Genomic DNA, 19,274 nt, shown 5'->3' with positions numbered 1-19,274 from the left:
ACATTACATCGGAGAACTATGATCTCAAATGGGTTGGCTCGCTTAATGAGAAATGTCTTCGGCTTCGTGTAGCCGTCGTTCTCGCGGCTCTCTCTTCAGCGTTCGGCGCGCTTCGGAGAGGAACGGCAGCTTTCGAACGTAGACCTCTTGCTCCAACGCTGCAATCCGGTTGGCAATGGTGGGGTGTGTGGCAAACCATTCCCTCGGATTTGACCGGATCATCAGCCGGGCATAGGCGAGCTTTGAGGCGGGCGGCTCGATGGGATCTCCATCGAGGCGGCGCAGGGCTTCGATCATCGCCTCTTTCCCGAGGAGTGCTGCCGCCGTCGCGTCCGCCCAAAATTCGCGCTTGCGGGAAAGCTTCAGGATCAGGATTTCGCCAAGGGTGCTCAGTAACCAGCGGACCATTGTGCGCGCGCGTTCGAACATCATGTACCAGGTCAGCGCATTCTGGAATGACCACGCGTACTGCATACGGCGCATGTCGTTGTTGGCGATGTGTGCCAGCTCATGCGCGGCGATGGCCAGGACTTCCCTGTTGGTGCAGCGATCAAGGAGCCCCTGGCTGAAACTCACAACCGCCTTCTTGGGTCCCGATCCGGCGGCGAATGCGTTGATGTCGTTATCTGGATAAACGCCGACCTTTGGCATTGCAGATAGGTGAAGCTCTTGGGCCATGCCGTGAACCGCTTTGGTGAGCGGATGGTCGTCGGGCAAGAGGTTAGTCGTCGTTGCCTTGACGATCCTGTCCCTTGCCCTGCTGAGGCCGACGAACCCCAGGGTGAGGCCGAACAACGGGACGACCAGAAATCCGGCCAGGAGCGGCGTGCCCACGCCGCCGCTGAAGATCGTACCCATGACAAGCCCCATCTCCGCGCTGAAGATCAGGACGATCTTGTGCCAGAATCCGCCGCGTTTGAGCCGGGACGGATCAAGCCTTTGAAGGCGCGTTTGCTCCTGTTGCATGTGTTTTGCCCCCCACACGGTATGCGCCCAGCCGTGACCGGCAGGTCTCGCTGAAATCGTAGGGCACCAGCCGGGCCTTGAAGGCGCGCGGGCCGCGAATGTGAATGATGCCGGTGCGCGTGCCGTCGGCATGCCAGTCGGAAAGTAGGGCCATGACCTCATCCGGTGTCATCAGCGGACGCCCGAGAAACTGGATGCTCTCGCCACTGGAGAAGGCCACGCCCGCCGACCCGTCGCTGGTCCAGTTGCCCATCTGCGCCGAGACGTTGGCGCCGCTTTGGGTGCTGCGATAGGCGACAGTCTGGTTGCCCAGGTAGCGGCCGACCAGTTCGGCGGTGAAAGGATCGTCAATGCCGAAGAACTGCTTCACCGAGGTGTTGAGGAACGCATGCCAGGCCTTGCCGGGGTAGTGCTCCTCCAGCGTGCCCATGTCCTGGAGGAAAAACCACAGCCGGACGCCCGCGGCGGCATGGGTGCGGATGGCATTGCGGAAATCCGCGAACGGACCGAGCGAGAGGAACTCGTCGAGAACGAAGAGGACAGGGATTTTCGGTTGGGCGGGATTGTCGAGCATGGCGTCGAGCGCCGCCTTGAGCAGCACCTTGATGAACGGCGCATAAGCCTCGTGAAGGTTCAATGGTACGGTGATGTAGACCGTGGCGGGACTGTCCTTGAGCTTGGTGAAGTCGACGTCGTCGCGGTCAGTGGCGGCAAGCAGGGCGGGATCGCTCCAGAGCGCCAGTTTGCTATGCAGGGTGTCCCGCAGGTTCGGCAGCCCGCGGTCACCGGATTTGCCCAGCACGTTGTTGGCGGCTTCCCGCACCGCCACCAGCGGCGATGACGCCATGTGGGTGGCGAGGCTTTTGAAACGGTCGATCGGGGCGGAGGTAGCCTCGCGTACCGTGCCGAGATTGCGGCGGTCGGGCGGCGCGGCGTTGAGGATGTATTGGATCAGGCCGGTCAGGAAACTGACAGCGTCGTCGTTGAAGAACTCCTGACCGTTCGGATCACGTGGAAACATCAGCTGCGCCAGCCCCCGCGCCTGGTGCTGGGAGCGGAGGCGGAAGAGCGGGTTGAAGCCGTGGCGCGGGAAATTCGCCGTCCGGGCATCGCTGCCGTCATCGAACGGGGCGATCCGGTAGACCGGACCGACGTTGGCCGCGCGCCAGGCCGAAGTGGCCTCGTAGAGCTCTCCCTTCGGGTCGAGCACCACGGCACTGCCCCGGTAGCGCAGCAGGTTCGGGATGATCGTCGTCACCGACTTGCCGGAGCGGGTCGGGGCCAGGGTCAGCAGGTGGCCATCGCCATCCCAATGCACGAATCCGCTCGGAGCTTGACCGCCGTCCTCCAGGTAGGTCCCGAGCAAAATGGACGACGGCGTATCAAACCCGTCACGGCCCTTGAGGAAACGCGCGAGGTCGGTCGGCGCCGCCCAGGCCGCGGAGCCATGGAGCGGGGGTGGGTGACTCAGAAGTTTGTCGCGGTGGGCCTCTTCCGCCTTGCGCTGCCTGGCGCGTTCAAGGATCGGCTCAGGGTTCCGGCCGGAAGTGATCGCGGCGGCGACCGCCTCGGCGGTCTCGGCATCGTACTCCGCCTCGATCCGCGCACGCACCCGGCTGGCCCGCCAATGCCGGCCCGCCTTCAGTCCCCAGCGGCCCCACTTCGCGGCCGACCGGAAAGCCCCCAGCTCCCTGGACAAATCGAACAGACTACTCACGCGACACCCCTTGCCCGTCCATCAAGCTAACGGGAGAAATCTGGTGACACAATCGCAAAGTGTGACACTATCTCCGAAGTAACAGCGCACTTACGCATCGCCGCCAACATGTACGCATTGAGTTTTGGAGGTGGCGGCGACGCGTAGCTCGGTTTTCTGACCGACGCGGAGAGGCGCGTCGGAGAAAACCGGCTAGTGCGCCAGGGACACCCTGGACCCGGCGCGCCCCAAGAGGGGGCGCGCTGCTATCGTGCCAAGTGAGATGCCCGTGGCCATCTACCACCTGCACGTCAAGAATATCAGCCGCCGGGACGGCCGGTCGGCCGTCGCCGCCGCGGCATACCGGGCAGGAGAGACCCTGCCCAACGACGCGGAGGAAAAGGACAGCGCGTTCGGCGGCAAGCGCGACGTAGTGTTCACCGAGATCAGGCTACCGCCGGGGGCGCCTGCCTGGATGTCCGACCGGGCCAAGCTCTGGAACGCGGTCGAGGCGGCGGAGAAGAGGAAGGACGCGCGACTCGCCAAGGAAATCGAGTTCGCGCTGCCGGTTGAACTCCCAAGGCGAGCCTGGGAGGAGGTCGCCCGGTCGATGGCCGACGTGTACGTGACCCGGGGTCACGTCGTCGACATCGCCATTCATGACGATGGTACTCTGCGCAATCCCCACGTCCACCTGATGCTGACCACCCGCGCCGTCGGCGCGGACGGCTTCAAACTCAAGATGCGCGAGGCGGATGGCCTCGCCTTCGTGACCGAGGCGCGGCAGGCCTGGGCGGTTATCGCCAACGACGCCCTCGGCAAGGCGGGCGCAGGCGTCGAGATCGACGCCCGCAGTCATGCGGCCCGTGGCATCGACCAACTACCGACTGTTCATCGAGGGCCGGACCCGGCTGAACGCCGGGCCCGGCGATGGGGGAGACCAATGATCGAGCATGATACGCTTGAGGCCCGGCGCGAGTTGTTGGGCGAGGCCAGGGTGCGCGACCGCTTTCCCTTGCTGTCCGGGCGGCCCGATTGGCCGCCGGAACGGCGGGAGCCCGTTCCCGGACTCAGTCCGGACGAGGCCAGGGAATGGGGCACGTTCTGGCGGGAGGTTGACAAGCGGCTCTGGGGGCCCGAGCTTTATCCACCCCGGCCTAATGAAGACCGCATCCGGCTTGAAAACCAGGATCCGATCCGGGTCGGGGAGGCCGCGAAAAAGCTGCTTGCGGATGTGGAGCGCGGGGCGGCCGTTCGGGAGGAAGTCCTTGAGGATCTCTTGCCGGTCTGGCGCGAACTGCATGACGCGGTGCGGGAGCGCATGCAGGCGGACGGCTACCGGACAGACCATCCGCTCGATGACTGGAAACGGGTCGAAGCCAGCCTGCGGGAATTCGACGCCAAGCTGACTGAGCTCAGGCTTCAGGAAGCGGAGCGGACTGGGCTTGAACCGGTGCCGGATCCGGATGGGCGGCCTCTGCATCCACGTGAACTGGAAGAGGCGGAGGAGAGACTTATTTTCGAGGAGCGGCGGCCGGCATCGCGCGCGGCTGTGCCGCCAAGGCCGGAGCGCATGCCCGTGGAAGAACGGGTGGAGGCCCGCGCCGCCGTCGATCGGCAGAATGATATCGAGGTGTCAGAGAGAGGAACGGATAAATATCGGCTGGCGCCCCATGAGGATCGGCTGGATTGGTTGGATGCGGCCCATTCGCCAACGCCGGCCGCGGCCAGGCGGGAGGATCGGCTGGACTGGCTCGGGGACCGAGAAACCGAGCGATCGCGGACCGACGGGCCTGAGCGCGAGCGCGATCGGTGAGCTTGCTGCAAGAGTGATGACTTTAGGGGACGATGAAAATGAAGAGCGTCCTTGGGTTGTTCGTCATAACCATTGGCCTGACGCTGATCCTCAAATACGTGATCACGCCAAAATATGGCGAGGATGTCAGCGGCCGATTCATTGAGCGGATGAACTATATTCCTTCCCAGAAACCGAGGCTGCTGAGTCGGGAAACGCTCTCCCAATGGTTATCGGAGCCGGGTAATCACGACGCCATCGCAGGTTATGTCTTTCCGACCCTTATCCCGCTCGATATCGCCTTCCTTGTCAGTCTTGGTCTCCTCCTGGGGCTTTCCTCCCTGGCGCTGGCGGGGTCATTTCCTTTCCTCTCCAACGTTCCGGCCTGGGTCTGGTGGCTGTTTCCGGTTGGATACATGGTCTCAGATCTTGCCGAGGATGCCGTTGTCGTAGCAATTTTCAAATTGTTCACGCCGCTGACCGACGCAACGTTCGGTGTGCTGAAAACCCTCACCGCCATCAAACTCGCGTCTGTCAGCGCGGCCATCGGGCAGGTCGGATTTTTGAGTGTCCTCTACGTTGTTCTGTGGCTCTTTCCTGCCAGCAAGTCGATTTGAAATTCGTATTCATTCAGCGCGCCGATATTCAGATTCTCATTTGAGTATTTTAATTGGGAGATTGCGATGGCAAAGAAGATTGTTCTTCTCTCCGATGGGACAGGCAATGCCGCCGGAAAAGTATGGCGGACCAACGTCTGGCGACTGTTCCAGGCACTGGAGTTGAAAGGCTCGGATCAAATCGCCATTTACGACGATGGCGTCGGAACGTCATCGTTCAAGCCATTTGCGATCCTCGGTGGTGTGTTTGGCTGGGGCCTCAAGCGGAACGTCATCAACCTGTACAAATTTCTTTGCCGGAATTACCAGTCTGGCGACCAGATCTTCGCGTTTGGCTTTAGCCGAGGCGCCTTTACGATCCGCGTGGTTGTCGGACTCGTCTTGAACCAGGGGCTGGTGCATTTCGCCAACGAAGCGGAGCTTGACAAAAAAGCCCGCGCAGCCTTTCGCGCCTACCGCCACAACAAATACCCGATCTGGAATCTCCAATATCCATTTCGTCTGGCCCAGATCATCCTGGACAAGAGGTTCTACAAATCCTGTGAAACCCCCATCTCCTCAATCGAGTTTGTTGGTGTCTGGGACACCGTTGCGGCATACGGTTTGCCCATCGATGAAATGACCCGGGGCGTCAGTGAGTGGCTTTGGCCGCTTGAATTGCCCAACAAGAATTTCAACACAAATATCAAAAAGGCGAGACACGCCCTCGCGATCGATGACGAGCGCGCGACCTTTCACCCGGTCCTGTGGGATGAGACGCCCTCCAATACCCAGCCGAGCGGGGTGAGCCGACCGACCGACAAAGAGCAATTGCTGCAGGTCTGGTTTGCCGGCGTGCATTCCAACGTCGGTGGGGGGTATCCCGACGACTCCCTCGCCAACATCGCCCTCGCGTGGATGATGGCCGAGGCTAAGGATGCCGGACTTCAGTTCAAAGACATGCCGGATGCTGAACCCGACGCCCTGCTGAGCACCGACTCGGCCAAGGACAAGGATGGGCGGCTTTACGATTCCCGCAGCGGACTTGGTGGCTACTACAGGTACAGCCCGCGCAAAATGGCGGATTTTTATGCGGCGATGCCGAAACACGAAAATTGGGCGCCAAAGCCCAAGATTCATGAGGCCGTGTTCGGCAGGATCAAAGTCGGCGCCCATTTCTATGCGCCCATCGTTCTCCCAGCTGACTATGAGGTAGTGACGTCAACGGATGTCCTGGTGAGCCCCAAACCCCCGCCGCCCATTGCGCCTATCCTGACGAACGTTGAACCAAACAGCGCCGCTCTTGCCGAGGGAAAAGATAGCGGCACGCTACGACATGGAGCTCAAGAGGAGGTCTGGGATTACGTCTGGCGCAAGCGAGCCATCTACTTCCTCACGGTCTTTGCCACGGGCTATCTGCTGCTTTATCCCTTGTTCCGGGACAGCTATCCCTTCCAGGAACTCCGAACACCGTTTCGCTGGGCGTCTGACACCATCAGGTTGGTCGGAACCGTCCTTCCTGGGCTGGCCTCCCGATGGATCGATGCTTACGCAAGGGATCCGGCATGGTTCCTGGTTTGGGCTCTCCTTGTTGCATTTCTTACCTGGGTGAGTGCCAAGCTCGCAGGCTCGATCAAGGACCGCATGCGGCTCCTCTGGATCAAGTATCTGCCTGCGAGCAACAGTCCCGCGGCGCCGAAGTCGCCGCCGGTCTCATCGCTGCCAGCGAGCACGCTCTTCGTCGGCGTGATCCTCTATCTGCTTTGCTATCCTCTCTTCGGCTGGGGGTGGGGATTGGGGTGGCTGGCCTTGCCCGAGCCTGCGAACGACATCCTGCTCGATTATACGGCCCAGCCCGTGCGAGTCGTTCTGGCAACGTTTTTGGTGGTCTACTTCCTGCCCGGTGCCGCTGTCAGAAAACTCAGGCAAGCGCCCTGGTATCAAGCCGCCCTTCACGCCTTCAAATACGGGATCGCGCCTGCAGTCTCAGCCGTTGGGTTGCTCTATCTCGCTGTCGCCTTCGGCAGCCATTACCATTTCAATATGCGCGACAGTCTTGGCAGTTTTTGCACTGAAAATACGCAGCTGAACACCGGACATGACGGTTTTCAGCGGGTCGGAGGCAAGGAAAAGGTTGAGTTGGTCTTTGATACGGCGCGCGAGGCAAGCAACCTGCCGAACAACATTTGCATTTCAACCGGCGTTTTCCTCAGGACCGGCGAGAGATATCTCGTCTCGGTCAAGCGGCTTCCAGAGGAAGACAATGTTTCAGCCACCGGCAAGTGGACTTTCTTCGGCGAGGAATCGTACATGGGAGGTCAACCGGTCTCTCACCTTTCATTTTTCAGGTCGGTCGCGCTCGCGCTGTTGTTTCCGCTGCGACGAACCTTTGACCGTCCCTGGGGAAGCATCATTCTCCGGATAGGCGGCAAAGGAAACGAAGAGGATTTCCTCGACCGGCCGCCGCCCGAACAGACGGACGACCGGTCAGCCTATGACATCAACCCGCCGGTGCCGGATAAGGCGGAATTCGTCTCCGAAGGTTTCCGTCCCAAACGTGATGGGGAGCTCTTTATCTACCTCAACAAGCCAATGCTCGGGTTCTGGGGATACGAGACGCTCGTGGCGGATTGGATCGGCAACACGGGCAAAGCGAAGGTCACTGTGGAGAAGTAGCTAATGCCGCGGATCAATAGACGTGTCTTTCGGAGTATGGAGAAAGCCATGAGGCGATCGACGTTTCTACTGACATTGCTGGTCGCAGCGCCCGTTTCGCAAGCTTGGGCATGGGGTCAGGAGGGGCATTCCATAATCGCGGAAATTGCGCAGCGGAGACTCACCCCGCAAGCGACGGCGCAGGTCAGCGAGGTGCTGGGGACCGGGCATTCGCTCGCATCGGTCGGCAGCTGGGCGGACGACGTCCGTGACGCACGGCCCCAGACGTACAATTGGCATTTCGTGGACATTCCGATCGCGCTGAATGCCTATGATGTAGTGCGGGACTGCACGAACGATCCGGCCAAGGGCGATTGCGTTGTGGCCGAACTCGACCGTCTCAAGAATGATCTCCGCTGCGCGCCTGACGATTTGAAAATCGAGGCGTTGAAATTCGCGGTGCATTTTGTCGGCGATGTCCATCAACCGCTGCACACCGTGCTTGAAGAACGGGGCGGCAATGGTGTTCAGGTGGACGTGTTCATGGCGGGCCTGACCTGCACCGGCACCTGTCAGCCGGTGCATGCGCATTCCAATTTTCATGCGGCGTGGGACACTGGCCTGATCATGAAAACCGTCTGGGACTGGGGCGCCTATGTAGATCGCCTGGAAACCGGCTGGCTCACGAGCGCCGAGGCGCAAGCGCCGGGCATCGACGCCGGGACGACGGCCGACTGGGCCATCGAGACCCATAAGGCGGCGCAGACCGTGTGGAATCTTGTACCCGCGAGTAAGGTGCTCGATGACAGTTACTATACCTTGATCCTGCCGATTCTTGACCGCCAGTTGGGCGTCGCGGGATTGCGTTTGGCCCGGTTCCTCAACGAGGCGTATTCATCCAACCAGTGCCCGGTGCCGTAGCGCTCTTCACGAGGCAGGCATCTCGAAGCGCTTGGCCTCGTTATCTGACCGTCTGCCACCGTAGATACCATGCGGAATCGTTTCGAGCGAGGTTTGGCGTCGTTCATTCATCTCCCGCCGTCCACCACCACGCGGCCGTTCTTTGTCGTGAGTTAGTCCCGCAGCGCAAACGCGCAAGGCATCCAGCCGTATCCCCGAGGGGCCCTCGGCCGGACCCTCCGTTGCGCGTCCGCTCGTTCCTGCGAGCCTCTGAAACTCCCGACCGGCCGCGATGGATGTGGCCGGAAAAACCAACGGGAGACTACAAACATGAAACGCAAACCGAAAAACATTCTTCCGCACGGAGTATTCGTGGTGGACGGCGAAGGTGACAACGCCTTCTGGACCAAGGTCGGCGCCGCCTGGCCGCACGAGGACGGCAAGGGCTTCAACATCACGCTGACGGCGACGCCCGTCAGCGGTCGGCTCGTGATCCGCGAACCCAAGCCGGTGGAGGGGCACCGATGATCCAGGCCGGCATCTTGCCGGCCAAGGGAGGCTCGCACACGAGCCTTCCAATGAAGGGCCACCTCCAATGCGCGTCATACTGGGCGCAGTTTATTGAGAGAGAGTCTCGATATCTTCGTTCATCGCTTGATACGAAGACCTGCAGGGAGGATGTCGTATCAATTTCCTGCATTCAACTTTGTAGTAAGGTCATTTGCCACACTTTTAAGTTGCTTGCATTGATTTTGGTATGATAATTGGAATATTGGGGAGGGCGCGATGAGGCGACGTGTTTATTGCTCTGGCAGCATCCAAAAGGGACCTGCTGATACTAAGAAGCTCTGCTGGTCTGATACTGAGCGAGCCCAAGTAAACCATGGCGCGAGACCGGTTGAGATTGACTTTCTGAACCCAGACGATCCCGTAACGAATCTGGATGATCATCTGCCGCTATTTGGACGCGACATGTTTCAAATTCAACAATGCGATGTTGTAATCATCGACGCGCGAGAGCGTCGAGGTATCGGTATCGGCGTTGAACTTTTGGCCGGTCGGCACTTTTCGCGCGCGGTGATTGGTGTCCTTCCTCCCTCCTCGTATTACCGGCAATCGAACGTTGAGTATAGAGGGGGGGTGGCGAAAAACTACGTTCATCCGCATTTTATGTCACTGCTTGACGCCGTGGTTGACGATTTCACCTCGGCAGGCAGATGGATAAGAGACGAGCTACCGACGTTCCAGCCGCGTATCAGCGATTCAGTACTCGAAGAAGCGATCGCCGCCTATCGAGAACGACTATTGCCAAACGACCTTCCAATGAGATTGTTATTTCCAAATTGAATGTCGTTTTTCCCTCTCACCCTTGTTTTCAATGATTGATCTTACTGTCCAAGGTAGTGCGGCCTACGCTCCAAGAGTTGATGGAGTTGCCAATCTTTTCGTATGTGAGAACGCTCCCTTGGAGCGTTTGCTGTTCAACCGTAAGAACCTTGGGCTGGACTTTGTCCGCGAATGTCGCGAAGCAAGCGTACTATTTTTGCGTCATGTCAAACCACTCTTGCCAGCGGAATCGTCAGATGTTTCCGAGATGATGATCCTTACAAAGGGGTACTACTACTTTCTTCATGCAGCGTATGAGTTAGCTTTTAGAAGAAACCTGCCAATCAACTTCGTTGCTACCAATAGAACGAACGTTTCGGAGGAAGGCGTAACCGTAAAGGTTCACTTCGCTAATTTTGATGCGGCAACGGAGACCCTTCTAATTGGCGACACTATTGCGAGCGGTGAGACGGTTCGCGTAGTGCTTGAAGCATATCTGGAAGCCCATTCGCTGAGGCGAGTCATAATTCTATCTTATGCTGGAACGATTGTCGGAGCGCAGCGTATCACTTCGTTTTGTCTGACTCGCAATATCGAGCCAATATTTCTATTTGGCCTCGCGGCATTTGGAATAGCACAAAATGGATTCGATATTGCCTTTTTGCACAACCAGACGATTGCATCGCCAAAATATCTTGAGCGCGCACGGTCCGTTTATCACGATCGCGGCATCTCGGTAGCGGGTTGGGATTTTGGTTCGCAGGCACAGGCGCCAAAAAAGTATCACGCGCTAGCTCGGATCGAAGCACATTATTGGGACCTGCCACAAAGCGGATTATTTCCATCCGCCGACGGACCGATAGATGGTTCGCTGGTCGTGAAAGAGCGTTCGGCGTACGCATCAAAAATCTCAAGAATTGATGAGATCGAATGACTTCGAATTACAGCGGAAATCGGCCTTTTCGATTTGCGATCTCTGGCATACACGGGAGCGGGAAGACGACCTTATGCCACGCCGTAGTGGCAAGGCTACGTGAAAGCGGTCTCAATGCCGTGGTTGCCCCAGAGTCTGCCCGGCAGTCTTTGCTGCTAGCTGGAAGGCACCTTTCGATAGAAATGGAAATTGAGGTTCTTGGCCTTCAAATTGCGGAAGAAATGCGTGCGGGCCTCAGCGCACAGATAGTCGTAGGTGATCGTAGCGTCATCGATACATATGCCTATTCGCTGGCGCGCTTTTCAGAGCTTGACGCCCGTGGCTGCAGTTTTATGGACGCAATTTTTGACTTTGGGAGATCGTATGTGAAGACCTATGATTTAATCTTCTATCTACCGGTTCGAGCTTTTCCAAAAACTATGAATGACGCTCTCCGAGATACGGATCCGGTCGTTGATCTTGAGGTGCTGTCTGGATTTGAAAAAGCGTTTTCAGGTTGGAACGTCGACGCTATTCAGTTGGAGCCCAACCGCGCCGTCGAAGCCATAATTCAGAATATTGAAAATACCTACAAAAAGAACTCAATAGTCTCGGAAGTAAACTCATGAAATTGGGAACAATTACGGCACCAGATGGCACGTCAATTCTTGTAGAACTCATAACTCGAGATGATCTACCTTCTTACGGGATTGAAGATCTTCCTGAAGGGGCGGTACCCACCGGCGTAGCCGACGATGTCGAGGACGCAATTGGGCGCCTTAATAAAACAATTCGTAGCGTCGTTAACGTCGGAAGGGATGCTCTTCTTGAACATGGACCTGATGAATGGAAGGTGGAATTTGAAATCGGATTCGCGGGAAAAACGTCTCCCATTCCAGTGCTGGTAAGCTCGGAGGCGAAGGCTGTATTGAAAATAACAGCGACTTGGAAGAAGGAATGAATGCGCGAGCCGCAATGGGTTAGGTCTGTAGCCAGAATTTGGAAGGGGTCAAGCTATGCATCCGAATCGTTTCGCGGTTCTGGATTTCAGATAACCCCGCATTGTCTGCTCACCGCCAAGCATGTTGTCGGCCGTTTTGAAAATGATTTGTTTGTCACAGGAGCGTCGTGGACGGGAGTAAGAAAGGTTATCAAGACCGTAAATCACGAAAGTCGAGACATAGCTCTGCTATATGTCGATGGTTCGTTAGGTTCGCACGGTTGGCTTTTGCGTCCTCGAATGGAGTTATTCAATTTAGGGCCGGAGTTGTTGCGTGGTACCCTCGCAGGTTATGCAGATCATAGAACCGATATTCACTTAAGGGAGGCCGCATGGCAATCCTTTTACGGGTTGACGAACGCGCTAGCGCTCTCAACTCCCGTAGCTCATGGAATGAGCGGTGGGCCATTTGTGGTTGGTGGTCGCGCTGCTGGCGTCATCCAAGGACGCGACGAAGAGAAGGCCGTTACATATATAATTCCGTTGTCTGCTATCTCAGATTTCCTCCGACTCTACGTCGGGGACGAGTTGGCCGACACTCCTCAGTTGGATGAGACCGGCAGCCGCATTTTCGTCCAGGTTCTAAACCCCGAAATACTTCGTCTTTACGGTTTGAATGCCGACATCAAGCTAATCGGCGACGCCATTTCCATCTATTTCAGGTATGCATTTCTTTTCGCTACAGATTGCGTGATTATGCCGGCGTCGTACCTTTTCGAACTAGACGGCTTGAGCGATATACTTAGGCCGATCGAGCCACTTCTACGCAATGGCATGCTACAACTAGCCAATCCGACATTGAGCTTGGACGGATATTTTGAGCTCAAGCAGAAGAGAGAGTATAGGGATAGACCGAACTATGGCTCACTTCCCGAAGTTGTCAGCGCTACCTCCATCCCAATCATTCCGCGAGTATGGCGTTCGACAGCCAATGACATTGCCCAATCTTGGAAAACGGGTGTAGGCGACCCGTCATCGTGGTTTTCGACAATTTTTGACCGTCTGACAAGGGAGGGACACACTGCACAATCCATAGAATACAGGTTTGCAAATTTGCCCGCACTGCTCGACAACCGCGCCTTTATACAGGAGTTCGTTGAGCGCGAACTCAGGGTCTCTCTGCTCCCACACGAGCGGTCCCAACTCGCGTTTTTTCTCTCGCGCGAATATTTGCTTAGTTATCTTCAGGAGTACCGCGCGTTCATTCTCAATGACACAGCTATGGGCAGGCTAGATTGCGGCCTTAATCGCCGCACTGTGGATGGTCAGAGATTGACGTTGTCGCTTCGGCAAATCAATGCGCTATTCGATAGACTCGGTATTCGATCACTTTTCGAACGGAGTCTAAGCTGGGACGGGCTGCGTTCACTAAGGTCTCATCCAACTGCGTCTCGATTTGTCGAAGTAATTCTTGGCGATGTTCATCCGAGTGCTGGTGTGGTGCGGCCGAATGATGAAACTCAGCTGCGGGTTCCTGATGATGGCGTGGTAGATGCAATACTAGGTGCCATGGAGGTGTACCTAAAGTGAACTTGAGAAGCGCAACCGACCAATACGCCCATAGGTGCGATGCAGCGGCGGTATTGAGGAACGTCAAACGATATATCCCAGTTGAATAGCGCACTTATACATTGGCTGCGCCAACATAGGTGCCGCGTCTCAACGCGTGGCGGCCAAGTCACAGCCGGTGTTGCGGCCTGAGCTTTGTCCGACAATTCATTGAAATATTTGACATGTAGTCGTGCGGCGGCGATCCTCTGCCTGTGGCGAGCTACCACTTCTCGGTACAGATCATTCGGCGGTCGCAGGGGCGATCGGCCCTTGCCGCAGCCGCTTACCGGGCCGGAGAGAAGATCAGGGATCGCCGGACGGGCGAGGTTCACGACTACAGCCACCGCCGGGGTGTCGTATCAGCTGAGATCATCCTCCCTCTCGGCGCCGATGCTCGATTGGCTGACCGGTCGTACCTGTGGAATCTGGTCGAGCGGATGGAGGGGCGCAAGGACGCCCAGCTCGCCCGGGAAATCAATTTGGCACTGCCGCATGAACTGGATGCCGTCCAGCGGCGGGAACTGCTTTTAAGCTTCGTCCAGGCGGCCTTCGTCAGCCGCGGCATGGTGGCGGATGTCGCCATTCATGCGCCTGTTCTGGAAAAGGGCGACCATCCGCACAACCACCACGCCCATATCCTGCTGGTTTTACGGCAGGCGACACCGGCGGGGCTGCGGGCGGTCAAGACGCGGGAGTGGAACAGCGACCGGCTGCTGGTGGCGTGGCGGGCGATGTGGGCCGAGCACCAGAACCGCGCGCTGGCGCGAGCGGGGATCGGCGCGCAGGTCGACCACCGGACCTTGGAGGCTCAGCGGGTTAGCGCATCTCAGCGCGGCGACCGGCTTGCGGAGGCTTCGCTGCGGCGCAGGCCGGAAATCCATCTCGGCCGCGAACAACGGCGATTTACCGTCCGCAGGCCGGCTATCCGCAAGGATCAGCCCGACCGGGCGGAGCGGAACGCGGCCATCCTGGCCGGCAACGCCGAACAGGCGCGCGAGCGGTTGGAGCGCTGGCAGAAGGCCTACGTCCGCCATCTGCTGCAATTGGACAAACCGAGGAAGAGAGCGCCGCCGGTTTGGGAGCCGGGCGCGCCGCTCCGGTTGAAGAAAGTCAAGCCGGACCGCCCGCTGCCGGTGGGTATCCCGGCGCTGCTGCGGCGCATCGGGGACGGCATGGCCCTTTGGCAGATCATCCTGGGCATGCGGCTTGGCCGTGAGGGGGATTTCCGGCGGCGCTACCTGGCGGAAACCCTGGTCCGGGATTTAGTCGGGGTCGGCCGTCAGCGCCTCCGCGTCAGGCAATGGGACCCGCCAGGGGTCCCACAATCCCCGCCACTGCCGCTCAAGCCAGTAGCGTACCTTGGTGGCCAGGATCGGGTAGGTGACCTGTCGCGGCATCAGGATCAGCGCCCGCCGGTCAGGCAGCCGCATGATCTCCGCGGGATCGAGGAGATAGCGCGGCGCCTCGCTCACGCCCTCGCTGAGATTATGGCGTACGACATCCACATTCGCCTGTGAGCGGCCCGCCGAGTGGCTCAGGATGGTGGCGTGGCCGATGCTGTCCGCCAGCATGCGCGCGGTGTCGATGTCGCTGACGTTGAACGCCACCTTGCAGCCCGCGTTGGCGATGATGGAGCGGGCGCGGCTGTAGGTGCGTTCGAGCTGGTCGAGATCCTGCCAGACCATGATCATGTTCATGTAGGCCGCCAGGTAGCCGACACCGTCCTCGATCGGCTGGATGCGGCCGAGGGCTGCCGCCTCGTCCAGCAGGAACAGGGTCTTGATCGGCGGCAGGTGCTGCTTCTGGCGGGTCATGGCGTAGATGGCGCAGCCGATGATGGCGCGCAGGAAGCCGCGGTAAATGGACAGCTTCTCTTCCGGCACCATGACATAAACCGTGCCGGTCTGCCGGTTCAGCTGCTCAAATTTGAAATCCGACCGGAGCGACACGATGCCGGCGGGTTTATCGACCGACCAGATCGCGGTGGCCTTGTCCATGGTCGACTTGATCGACTTCATTTCGTCGCTGCGGTCCATCGCCAGCAGGCTGGTGGCTTCCTCGCGCAGGCTGATGGAGGCGAGCGTGGCGGCGTCGCGCAGCGTGGCCTCCAGTCCCGGCCAGTCCTGTGCGGCCAGGGCGCGGACCTGCGCCAGCGTGCGGAGCTCGGGGTCATCACGGTACTTGTGGCACACGTAGAGCATCACGGTGGCGAGCAGGGCGCGTGCCTTCTCGTCCCAGTGCTCGCCGTCGTGGGTGGGGATGATCAGCAGGTCGGCGAGCTGCTTGGCGTCGTCGGCCTCATGCCATGTCCCGGTCTGGATCATATCCAGCGGGTTAAAGGAATCCGAGGCGGCCGGATCGAGGACGTTGAGGGTCCAGACCGGGCCCCTTCTCGCCCGGGCACGGGCCGTGACCGCCTGGTTCTCGCCCTTGATGTCGATCGCGATGATGGACCCGGGATAAGTGAGCAGGTTGGGGATGACGACCGAATAGCCCTTGCCGGTCCGTGTCGGGGCGAAGAGCAGCACGAACCCGTCGCGGTTGAACCGGACAAAGCGTCCCCACTTCTTGCCGACGATCAGGCCGCGGCCGCCGAGTGCGCCGCTGCGCAAAAGCTCCCACGAGCTCGCCCAGCGGGCCGATCCATGGGTCATGGCGGGGGACATAAAGCACGCGATAACGATCCGACTAAGCGCAAACAGGATCGAACACTGGACGCGGACGATCAGCAGCCCCAGCCGCACGAGAACGACGGCCAACCGGAATGAAGCGCGTAAAACGGCCATGCGCAAAACCTGTCGGCCGGGCCTTCGCCGGTCAACGGCGCTGCCCGCGAGGCGGGCGGCCTTTACTGTCCGATGTCAGCCGTCCGACAAGGTTTTCAGTAGCTGGAGAATTTGCGCATGACCCGCAGGATGATGGCGCCAACAACCCAGATCGTGACAACGCCGATCACCGGCATGATGGTACGGCCGTTATCATGGGCGAAATTGCCGGTCACCGGCTCCGAGAATGCGCCGCCAAACGCCATCACGACCAGTAGCAGCATCAAAATATGAAATCCGATCCAGACGTAACGCATCTCGACTCCCTTTCGAATTAGCTCTTGCATTGGGAGAGCATGAAGCTGCGCACCTTTGAAAACCCGCCCATCTCAATGGTCTGCATCCCGGCCTCCGGCCCATCGATGCTCATTTCCATCCCCCAACCGGGTCTGTTGTCGCGCTTGGCGATGCCTTCCATGGTCAAGAATTCCTTCGACAGCAGGACGTTGTCGGCGCCCGTCACGCGGCCTTTAACCAACGGGATGGTATGGAGGGTGTCGTCGATGCCGTTGACCCAGAGGGTATCGAAGCCGTTTCTCGCGGCGACCGCGACATACTCAAGGCGACCACCCGCGGCACATTCCAGTCTCAGGGCGGCGAGATGGCTGCCGTCCGGTTTTTCGCTCTTGGCCAGGGCGACCGGACGGCCATTCTCGACGGTGAACCGCCACGCGCCTATCGGGGGCGGCGCCGTTAAGGCTGCCTGTACGGGCTGCGCTGGGGTCGACGTCGCGGCAGGCTTCGGCGAGTCCACAGGGGGGGCGGGCGGCGTTCCCATGCCGTCGGCGATTTCCTTGATGCGCGCCGCGTAGGGCAGGTTGCCGCTATCGACCACCGCGTCGTAGAACGATTTGTAGTGGCAGAGGATCTGGCCATTGGGGTTTTCCGTGTAGCCGTATTTGGTCGTCGGCGAATAACCGGCCTTGGCAAGCGCGCTGACAACCCTCAAGGCGGCTTCCACGTTCCGCGAATCCACGTAGTTGAACATGGCGCCATAGACCGAGCGGCTACGCCGGGGCTGGCAGCCTTCGGAGGGATTGGTGTGGTCAAAGGCGTTGGTGCGCACCACGAAGTTGAGTTGGGCGCCGTCGCGAAGCAGGCGTTCGACGATGCCGGGGTAACCCAGCCGCAGCGCGAACTGGATCGGGCGTTCGGGACCGTCCTCGGTATTGATGTCCGCGCCCGCTTTCAGGATCTTGGTGATGAGAGTGTCGTAGACGTACTCATTCTCGTTAACCACCCCGTCCGACAACGACGCCGCGTTGTGAAAGAAGCAGGAAATGAATATCTCATTGATGATGGTCTTGTCCCGGAGGCCGTAGCCGATCAGGGAGTCGAACGCCGCGGCCATGTTATCGATATGGGGCTTTTGCTGGTTGAACCTTTGTGTTGCCAGCATCCGCTGCTCGTCGGCATTGCCGAATTTCATCATCGGATTGTCATTGTACGGCGCGTAGTTGCAGAACCTGGCTATCGCGTTCTTCTGGATGCTCGGCGGATTGGGGTTCTGCTTGAAGGTCTGAAAGACGATCCGCTGGACGTTCAGTCGCCGCTGAATGGGCGTGCCACCGCGGTTCGGGAACATGGCATAGAACCAGCTGCCGAGAGGTTCCCCGGCAATCGAGTTCGGGTTGATTTCGGCGACTTTCGCGTATTCCACCGCCTTGGCCTCGTCTCCGACCTCGATCAGGTCGAGAAAGGTGCGTTCGCGCTGCGAGAGCTTTTCCGGTGATTGGGCATGCGCATTGGCCGCAACAAGGCAGAATACCGAAAGCAGTCCGATTCCGCGCAGCCACGCGCACCGAATCTTCAGAAAACCTGGACGCATCACAAAGACCTCCGAGAAGAGTGTCCACAGTAAAAGACCCACCTGACGCTCAATGAGGCACACAGGAGTCACTGACGAGGCTGATCATTGCGCTGTAGCCGCGCTGATCCTCTTCCTGCTGACCGTTGGCGCCGAGCGCCGGGCACGATCGATAGGCGACAAGCCGCCGGGCCTTCTCCTGCGCGGACGCGAAATAATAGACGCAGGCGTCCGCATGCTGCACGTCGTTGCTGTCAGGGCCGCCCGTCACCACGCCGAGCGCACCGGTGAGGACGCCGAGGGCGAAATCCTCGGCCCGGTTGGCCGGACGTGAGGCGCGCCACTTCTGGGTATAGTCCTTTTCGGTGGCGCGCGATTTCGCGACCACCTGGGACCAGCTGGAGCAGGGCACGTTCTTGTTGCCCTGTTCGAACGTCCGCCCGGGAAACAGTTCGACAATCTCGCCAACGGCTGCCCGCCTGACCCAGGCGCAATCGGCGCCGACCCTCGGCCGGAGACAGACGTAGTTGCCCCGGTAGCCTTCAAGGAACATCCACTGGCCTTCCGGGGCGTTTCCGCATTCGCCCGTGAACGCCGACATCGAGTTGATGCCCGAGAGGGTTTCACCACGCTGCTCACGGATAAGACGATCGCGATATTCCAGGCTCGCCAGGTTGCGGCACGCCGCCGTCGTCTCCTTGACGTACACCGGCACGAAGAGCCGTTCCGCCTGCGCCGAAGTGATGACCGCTGAAAGCAACAGTCCAAGAACGATCCTCATGACCGTTCTCCGCGCACGGCATTCAGCATCTCCTGATGCCGCCGCTCCTGATTGTCGCTATTGACCACCACGATCGCCCAGACGGCGGCGGGGATCCAACCGATGACCGTGATTTGCAGCAGGAGGCAGAGGATGCCCTGGCCGATGCGGCCACGGATGATCAACGCCAGCCACGGCAAGAGAATTGCGACGGCAATCATGTAGTTATTCCTTCGGCTGGGAGACTATAGGGCGGCGTATGCGGGCGGCGGCAGCGACGGGCCGGGCGGCCGCGGATGATGAGCTGCGCGGGTCGCGATGAGCAAAATGTCGGTGGGAGAGTAGACTGCGCCGGCGAGACTACGCATGGAAATCCCCTGAAAAACCCATGCCGACGCTATGCAGAAATTCTGATTTACGCATGTCAGCGGTAAGCGCATATTGAAAGGGAAGGGACGACTGAGAAGATTGTTTGAATGATTTT

17 protein-coding genes and 1 pseudogene are annotated in these 19,274 nt (G+C 59.2%); 11 read left to right on the top strand and 7 right to left on the bottom strand.

The window, feature by feature from the left end:
• Positions 1 to 42 precede the first annotated feature (42 nt).
• Positions 43 to 966, bottom strand: coding sequence for a M48 family metalloprotease (locus VGC77_RS12420; RefSeq protein WP_331171874.1), 924 nt, complete (start codon positions 964 to 966; stop codon positions 43 to 45).
• A complete protein-coding gene (locus VGC77_RS12415) occupies positions 932 to 2,683 on the bottom strand; it encodes a type IV secretory system conjugative DNA transfer family protein (RefSeq protein ID WP_331171873.1) in 1,752 nt (583 codons plus the stop codon). The genes VGC77_RS12420 and VGC77_RS12415 overlap by 35 nt, the downstream gene beginning before the upstream one ends.
• Before the next feature lie 268 nt (positions 2,684 to 2,951).
• Between VGC77_RS12415 and mobQ (VGC77_RS12410) the strand changes: the two genes are divergently transcribed.
• The 11 genes and pseudogenes from mobQ (VGC77_RS12410) to mobQ (VGC77_RS12360) all read left to right on the top strand — a co-directional run.
• On the top strand, positions 2,952 to 4,478 hold the full coding sequence (mobQ, locus tag VGC77_RS12410; protein ID WP_331171872.1) for a MobQ family relaxase: 1,527 nt from the start codon (positions 2,952 to 2,954) through the stop codon (positions 4,476 to 4,478).
• Between the two features lie 38 nt (positions 4,479 to 4,516).
• Entirely contained in the window at positions 4,517 to 5,074 is a 558-nt protein-coding gene (locus VGC77_RS12405; RefSeq protein ID WP_331171871.1) for a hypothetical protein, read from the top strand.
• A 66-nt stretch (positions 5,075 to 5,140) separates the two neighbouring features.
• On the top strand, positions 5,141 to 7,729 hold the full coding sequence (locus VGC77_RS12400; protein WP_331171870.1) for a DUF2235 domain-containing protein: 2,589 nt from the start codon (positions 5,141 to 5,143) through the stop codon (positions 7,727 to 7,729).
• A 48-nt stretch (positions 7,730 to 7,777) separates the two neighbouring features.
• Positions 7,778 to 8,629 (top strand): S1/P1 nuclease, encoded by an 852-nt coding sequence (locus tag VGC77_RS12395; protein WP_331171869.1) that lies wholly within the window; start codon positions 7,778 to 7,780, stop codon positions 8,627 to 8,629.
• Positions 8,630 to 8,938: 309 nt separating this feature from the next.
• On the top strand, positions 8,939 to 9,136 hold the full coding sequence (locus VGC77_RS12390) for a hypothetical protein (protein ID WP_331171868.1): 198 nt from the start codon (positions 8,939 to 8,941) through the stop codon (positions 9,134 to 9,136).
• 258 nt (positions 9,137 to 9,394) lie between these two features.
• Complete coding sequence (locus VGC77_RS12385; protein WP_331171867.1) at positions 9,395 to 9,955, top strand: hypothetical protein; 561 nt, start codon at positions 9,395 to 9,397, stop codon at positions 9,953 to 9,955.
• Positions 9,956 to 10,073: 118 nt separating this feature from the next.
• Positions 10,074 to 10,868 carry a hypothetical protein gene (locus VGC77_RS12380; RefSeq protein ID WP_331171866.1) on the top strand — a complete coding sequence of 265 codons (795 nt, stop codon included), beginning with the start codon at positions 10,074 to 10,076 and terminating at the stop codon, positions 10,866 to 10,868.
• Positions 10,865 to 11,476: an AAA family ATPase gene (locus VGC77_RS12375; RefSeq protein ID WP_331171865.1), complete on the top strand. Its 612-nt coding sequence runs from the start codon at positions 10,865 to 10,867 to the stop codon at positions 11,474 to 11,476. The genes VGC77_RS12380 and VGC77_RS12375 overlap by 4 nt, the downstream gene beginning before the upstream one ends.
• On the top strand, positions 11,473 to 11,808 hold the full coding sequence (locus VGC77_RS12370) for a CU044_2847 family protein (RefSeq protein WP_331171864.1): 336 nt from the start codon (positions 11,473 to 11,475) through the stop codon (positions 11,806 to 11,808). Before VGC77_RS12375 ends, VGC77_RS12370 begins: the two co-directional genes overlap by 4 nt.
• The gene (locus tag VGC77_RS12365) at positions 11,809 to 13,377 is read left to right on the top strand and encodes a serine protease (protein WP_331171863.1); all 1,569 of its coding nucleotides are present in this window, start codon (positions 11,809 to 11,811) and stop codon (positions 13,375 to 13,377) included.
• Positions 13,378 to 13,610: 233 nt separating this feature from the next.
• Positions 13,611 to 14,207: pseudogene (gene mobQ / locus VGC77_RS12360) on the top strand (MobQ family relaxase); the annotation flags it as partial.
• Between the two features lie 453 nt (positions 14,208 to 14,660).
• Here the strand turns inward: mobQ (VGC77_RS12360) and VGC77_RS12355 are convergent.
• The 5 genes from VGC77_RS12355 to VGC77_RS12335 form a co-directional block, all read right to left on the bottom strand.
• Complete coding sequence (locus VGC77_RS12355; RefSeq protein WP_331171862.1) at positions 14,661 to 16,184, bottom strand: type IV secretory system conjugative DNA transfer family protein; 1,524 nt, start codon at positions 16,182 to 16,184, stop codon at positions 14,661 to 14,663.
• Positions 16,185 to 16,279: 95 nt separating this feature from the next.
• Positions 16,280 to 16,480, bottom strand: a complete 201-nt coding sequence (locus VGC77_RS12350) for a hypothetical protein (RefSeq protein ID WP_331171861.1) — start codon at positions 16,478 to 16,480, stop codon at positions 16,280 to 16,282.
• A 17-nt stretch (positions 16,481 to 16,497) separates the two neighbouring features.
• Positions 16,498 to 18,051 (bottom strand): hypothetical protein, encoded by a 1,554-nt coding sequence (locus VGC77_RS12345; protein WP_331171860.1) that lies wholly within the window; start codon positions 18,049 to 18,051, stop codon positions 16,498 to 16,500.
• Between the two features lie 49 nt (positions 18,052 to 18,100).
• On the bottom strand, positions 18,101 to 18,811 hold the full coding sequence (locus tag VGC77_RS12340) for a hypothetical protein (protein ID WP_331171859.1): 711 nt from the start codon (positions 18,809 to 18,811) through the stop codon (positions 18,101 to 18,103).
• On the bottom strand, positions 18,808 to 19,011 hold the full coding sequence (locus VGC77_RS12335; RefSeq protein WP_331171858.1) for a YqaE/Pmp3 family membrane protein: 204 nt from the start codon (positions 19,009 to 19,011) through the stop codon (positions 18,808 to 18,810). The genes VGC77_RS12340 and VGC77_RS12335 overlap by 4 nt, the downstream gene beginning before the upstream one ends.
• Positions 19,012 to 19,274 lie beyond the last annotated feature (263 nt).

The sequence above is a fragment of the Rhodopseudomonas sp. genome, from assembly GCF_036404135.1.
Classification (GTDB): Bacteria; Pseudomonadota; Alphaproteobacteria; order Rhizobiales; family Xanthobacteraceae; genus Rhodopseudomonas_A.
The sequence above is the reverse complement of the archived record's forward strand: the minus strand, read 5'-3'. Positions and strand labels throughout refer to the sequence as shown.

Bases quoted from the DNA above. Each gene is read 5' to 3' on its own strand.
- VGC77_RS12420 (WP_331171874.1), bottom strand. From the start codon at position 966: ATGCAACAGGAGCAAACGCGCCTTCAAAGGCTTGATCCGTCCCGGCTC.
- VGC77_RS12405 (WP_331171871.1), top strand. From the start codon at position 4,517: ATGAAGAGCGTCCTTGGGTTGTTCGTCATAACCATTGGCCTGACGCTG.
- VGC77_RS12400 (WP_331171870.1), top strand. From the start codon at position 5,141: ATGGCAAAGAAGATTGTTCTTCTCTCCGATGGGACAGGCAATGCCGCC.
- VGC77_RS12395 (WP_331171869.1), top strand. From the start codon at position 7,778: ATGAGGCGATCGACGTTTCTACTGACATTGCTGGTCGCAGCGCCCGTT.
- VGC77_RS12390 (WP_331171868.1), top strand. From the start codon at position 8,939: ATGAAACGCAAACCGAAAAACATTCTTCCGCACGGAGTATTCGTGGTG.
- VGC77_RS12385 (WP_331171867.1), top strand. From the start codon at position 9,395: ATGAGGCGACGTGTTTATTGCTCTGGCAGCATCCAAAAGGGACCTGCT.
- VGC77_RS12375 (WP_331171865.1), top strand. From the start codon at position 10,865: ATGACTTCGAATTACAGCGGAAATCGGCCTTTTCGATTTGCGATCTCT.
- VGC77_RS12370 (WP_331171864.1), top strand. From the start codon at position 11,473: ATGAAATTGGGAACAATTACGGCACCAGATGGCACGTCAATTCTTGTA.
- VGC77_RS12365 (WP_331171863.1), top strand. From the start codon at position 11,809: ATGCGCGAGCCGCAATGGGTTAGGTCTGTAGCCAGAATTTGGAAGGGG.
- VGC77_RS12355 (WP_331171862.1), bottom strand. From the start codon at position 16,184: ATGGCCGTTTTACGCGCTTCATTCCGGTTGGCCGTCGTTCTCGTGCGG.
- VGC77_RS12350 (WP_331171861.1), bottom strand. From the start codon at position 16,480: ATGCGTTACGTCTGGATCGGATTTCATATTTTGATGCTGCTACTGGTC.
- VGC77_RS12345 (WP_331171860.1), bottom strand. From the start codon at position 18,051: ATGCGTCCAGGTTTTCTGAAGATTCGGTGCGCGTGGCTGCGCGGAATC.
- VGC77_RS12340 (WP_331171859.1), bottom strand. From the start codon at position 18,811: ATGAGGATCGTTCTTGGACTGTTGCTTTCAGCGGTCATCACTTCGGCG.
- VGC77_RS12335 (WP_331171858.1), bottom strand. From the start codon at position 19,011: ATGATTGCCGTCGCAATTCTCTTGCCGTGGCTGGCGTTGATCATCCGT.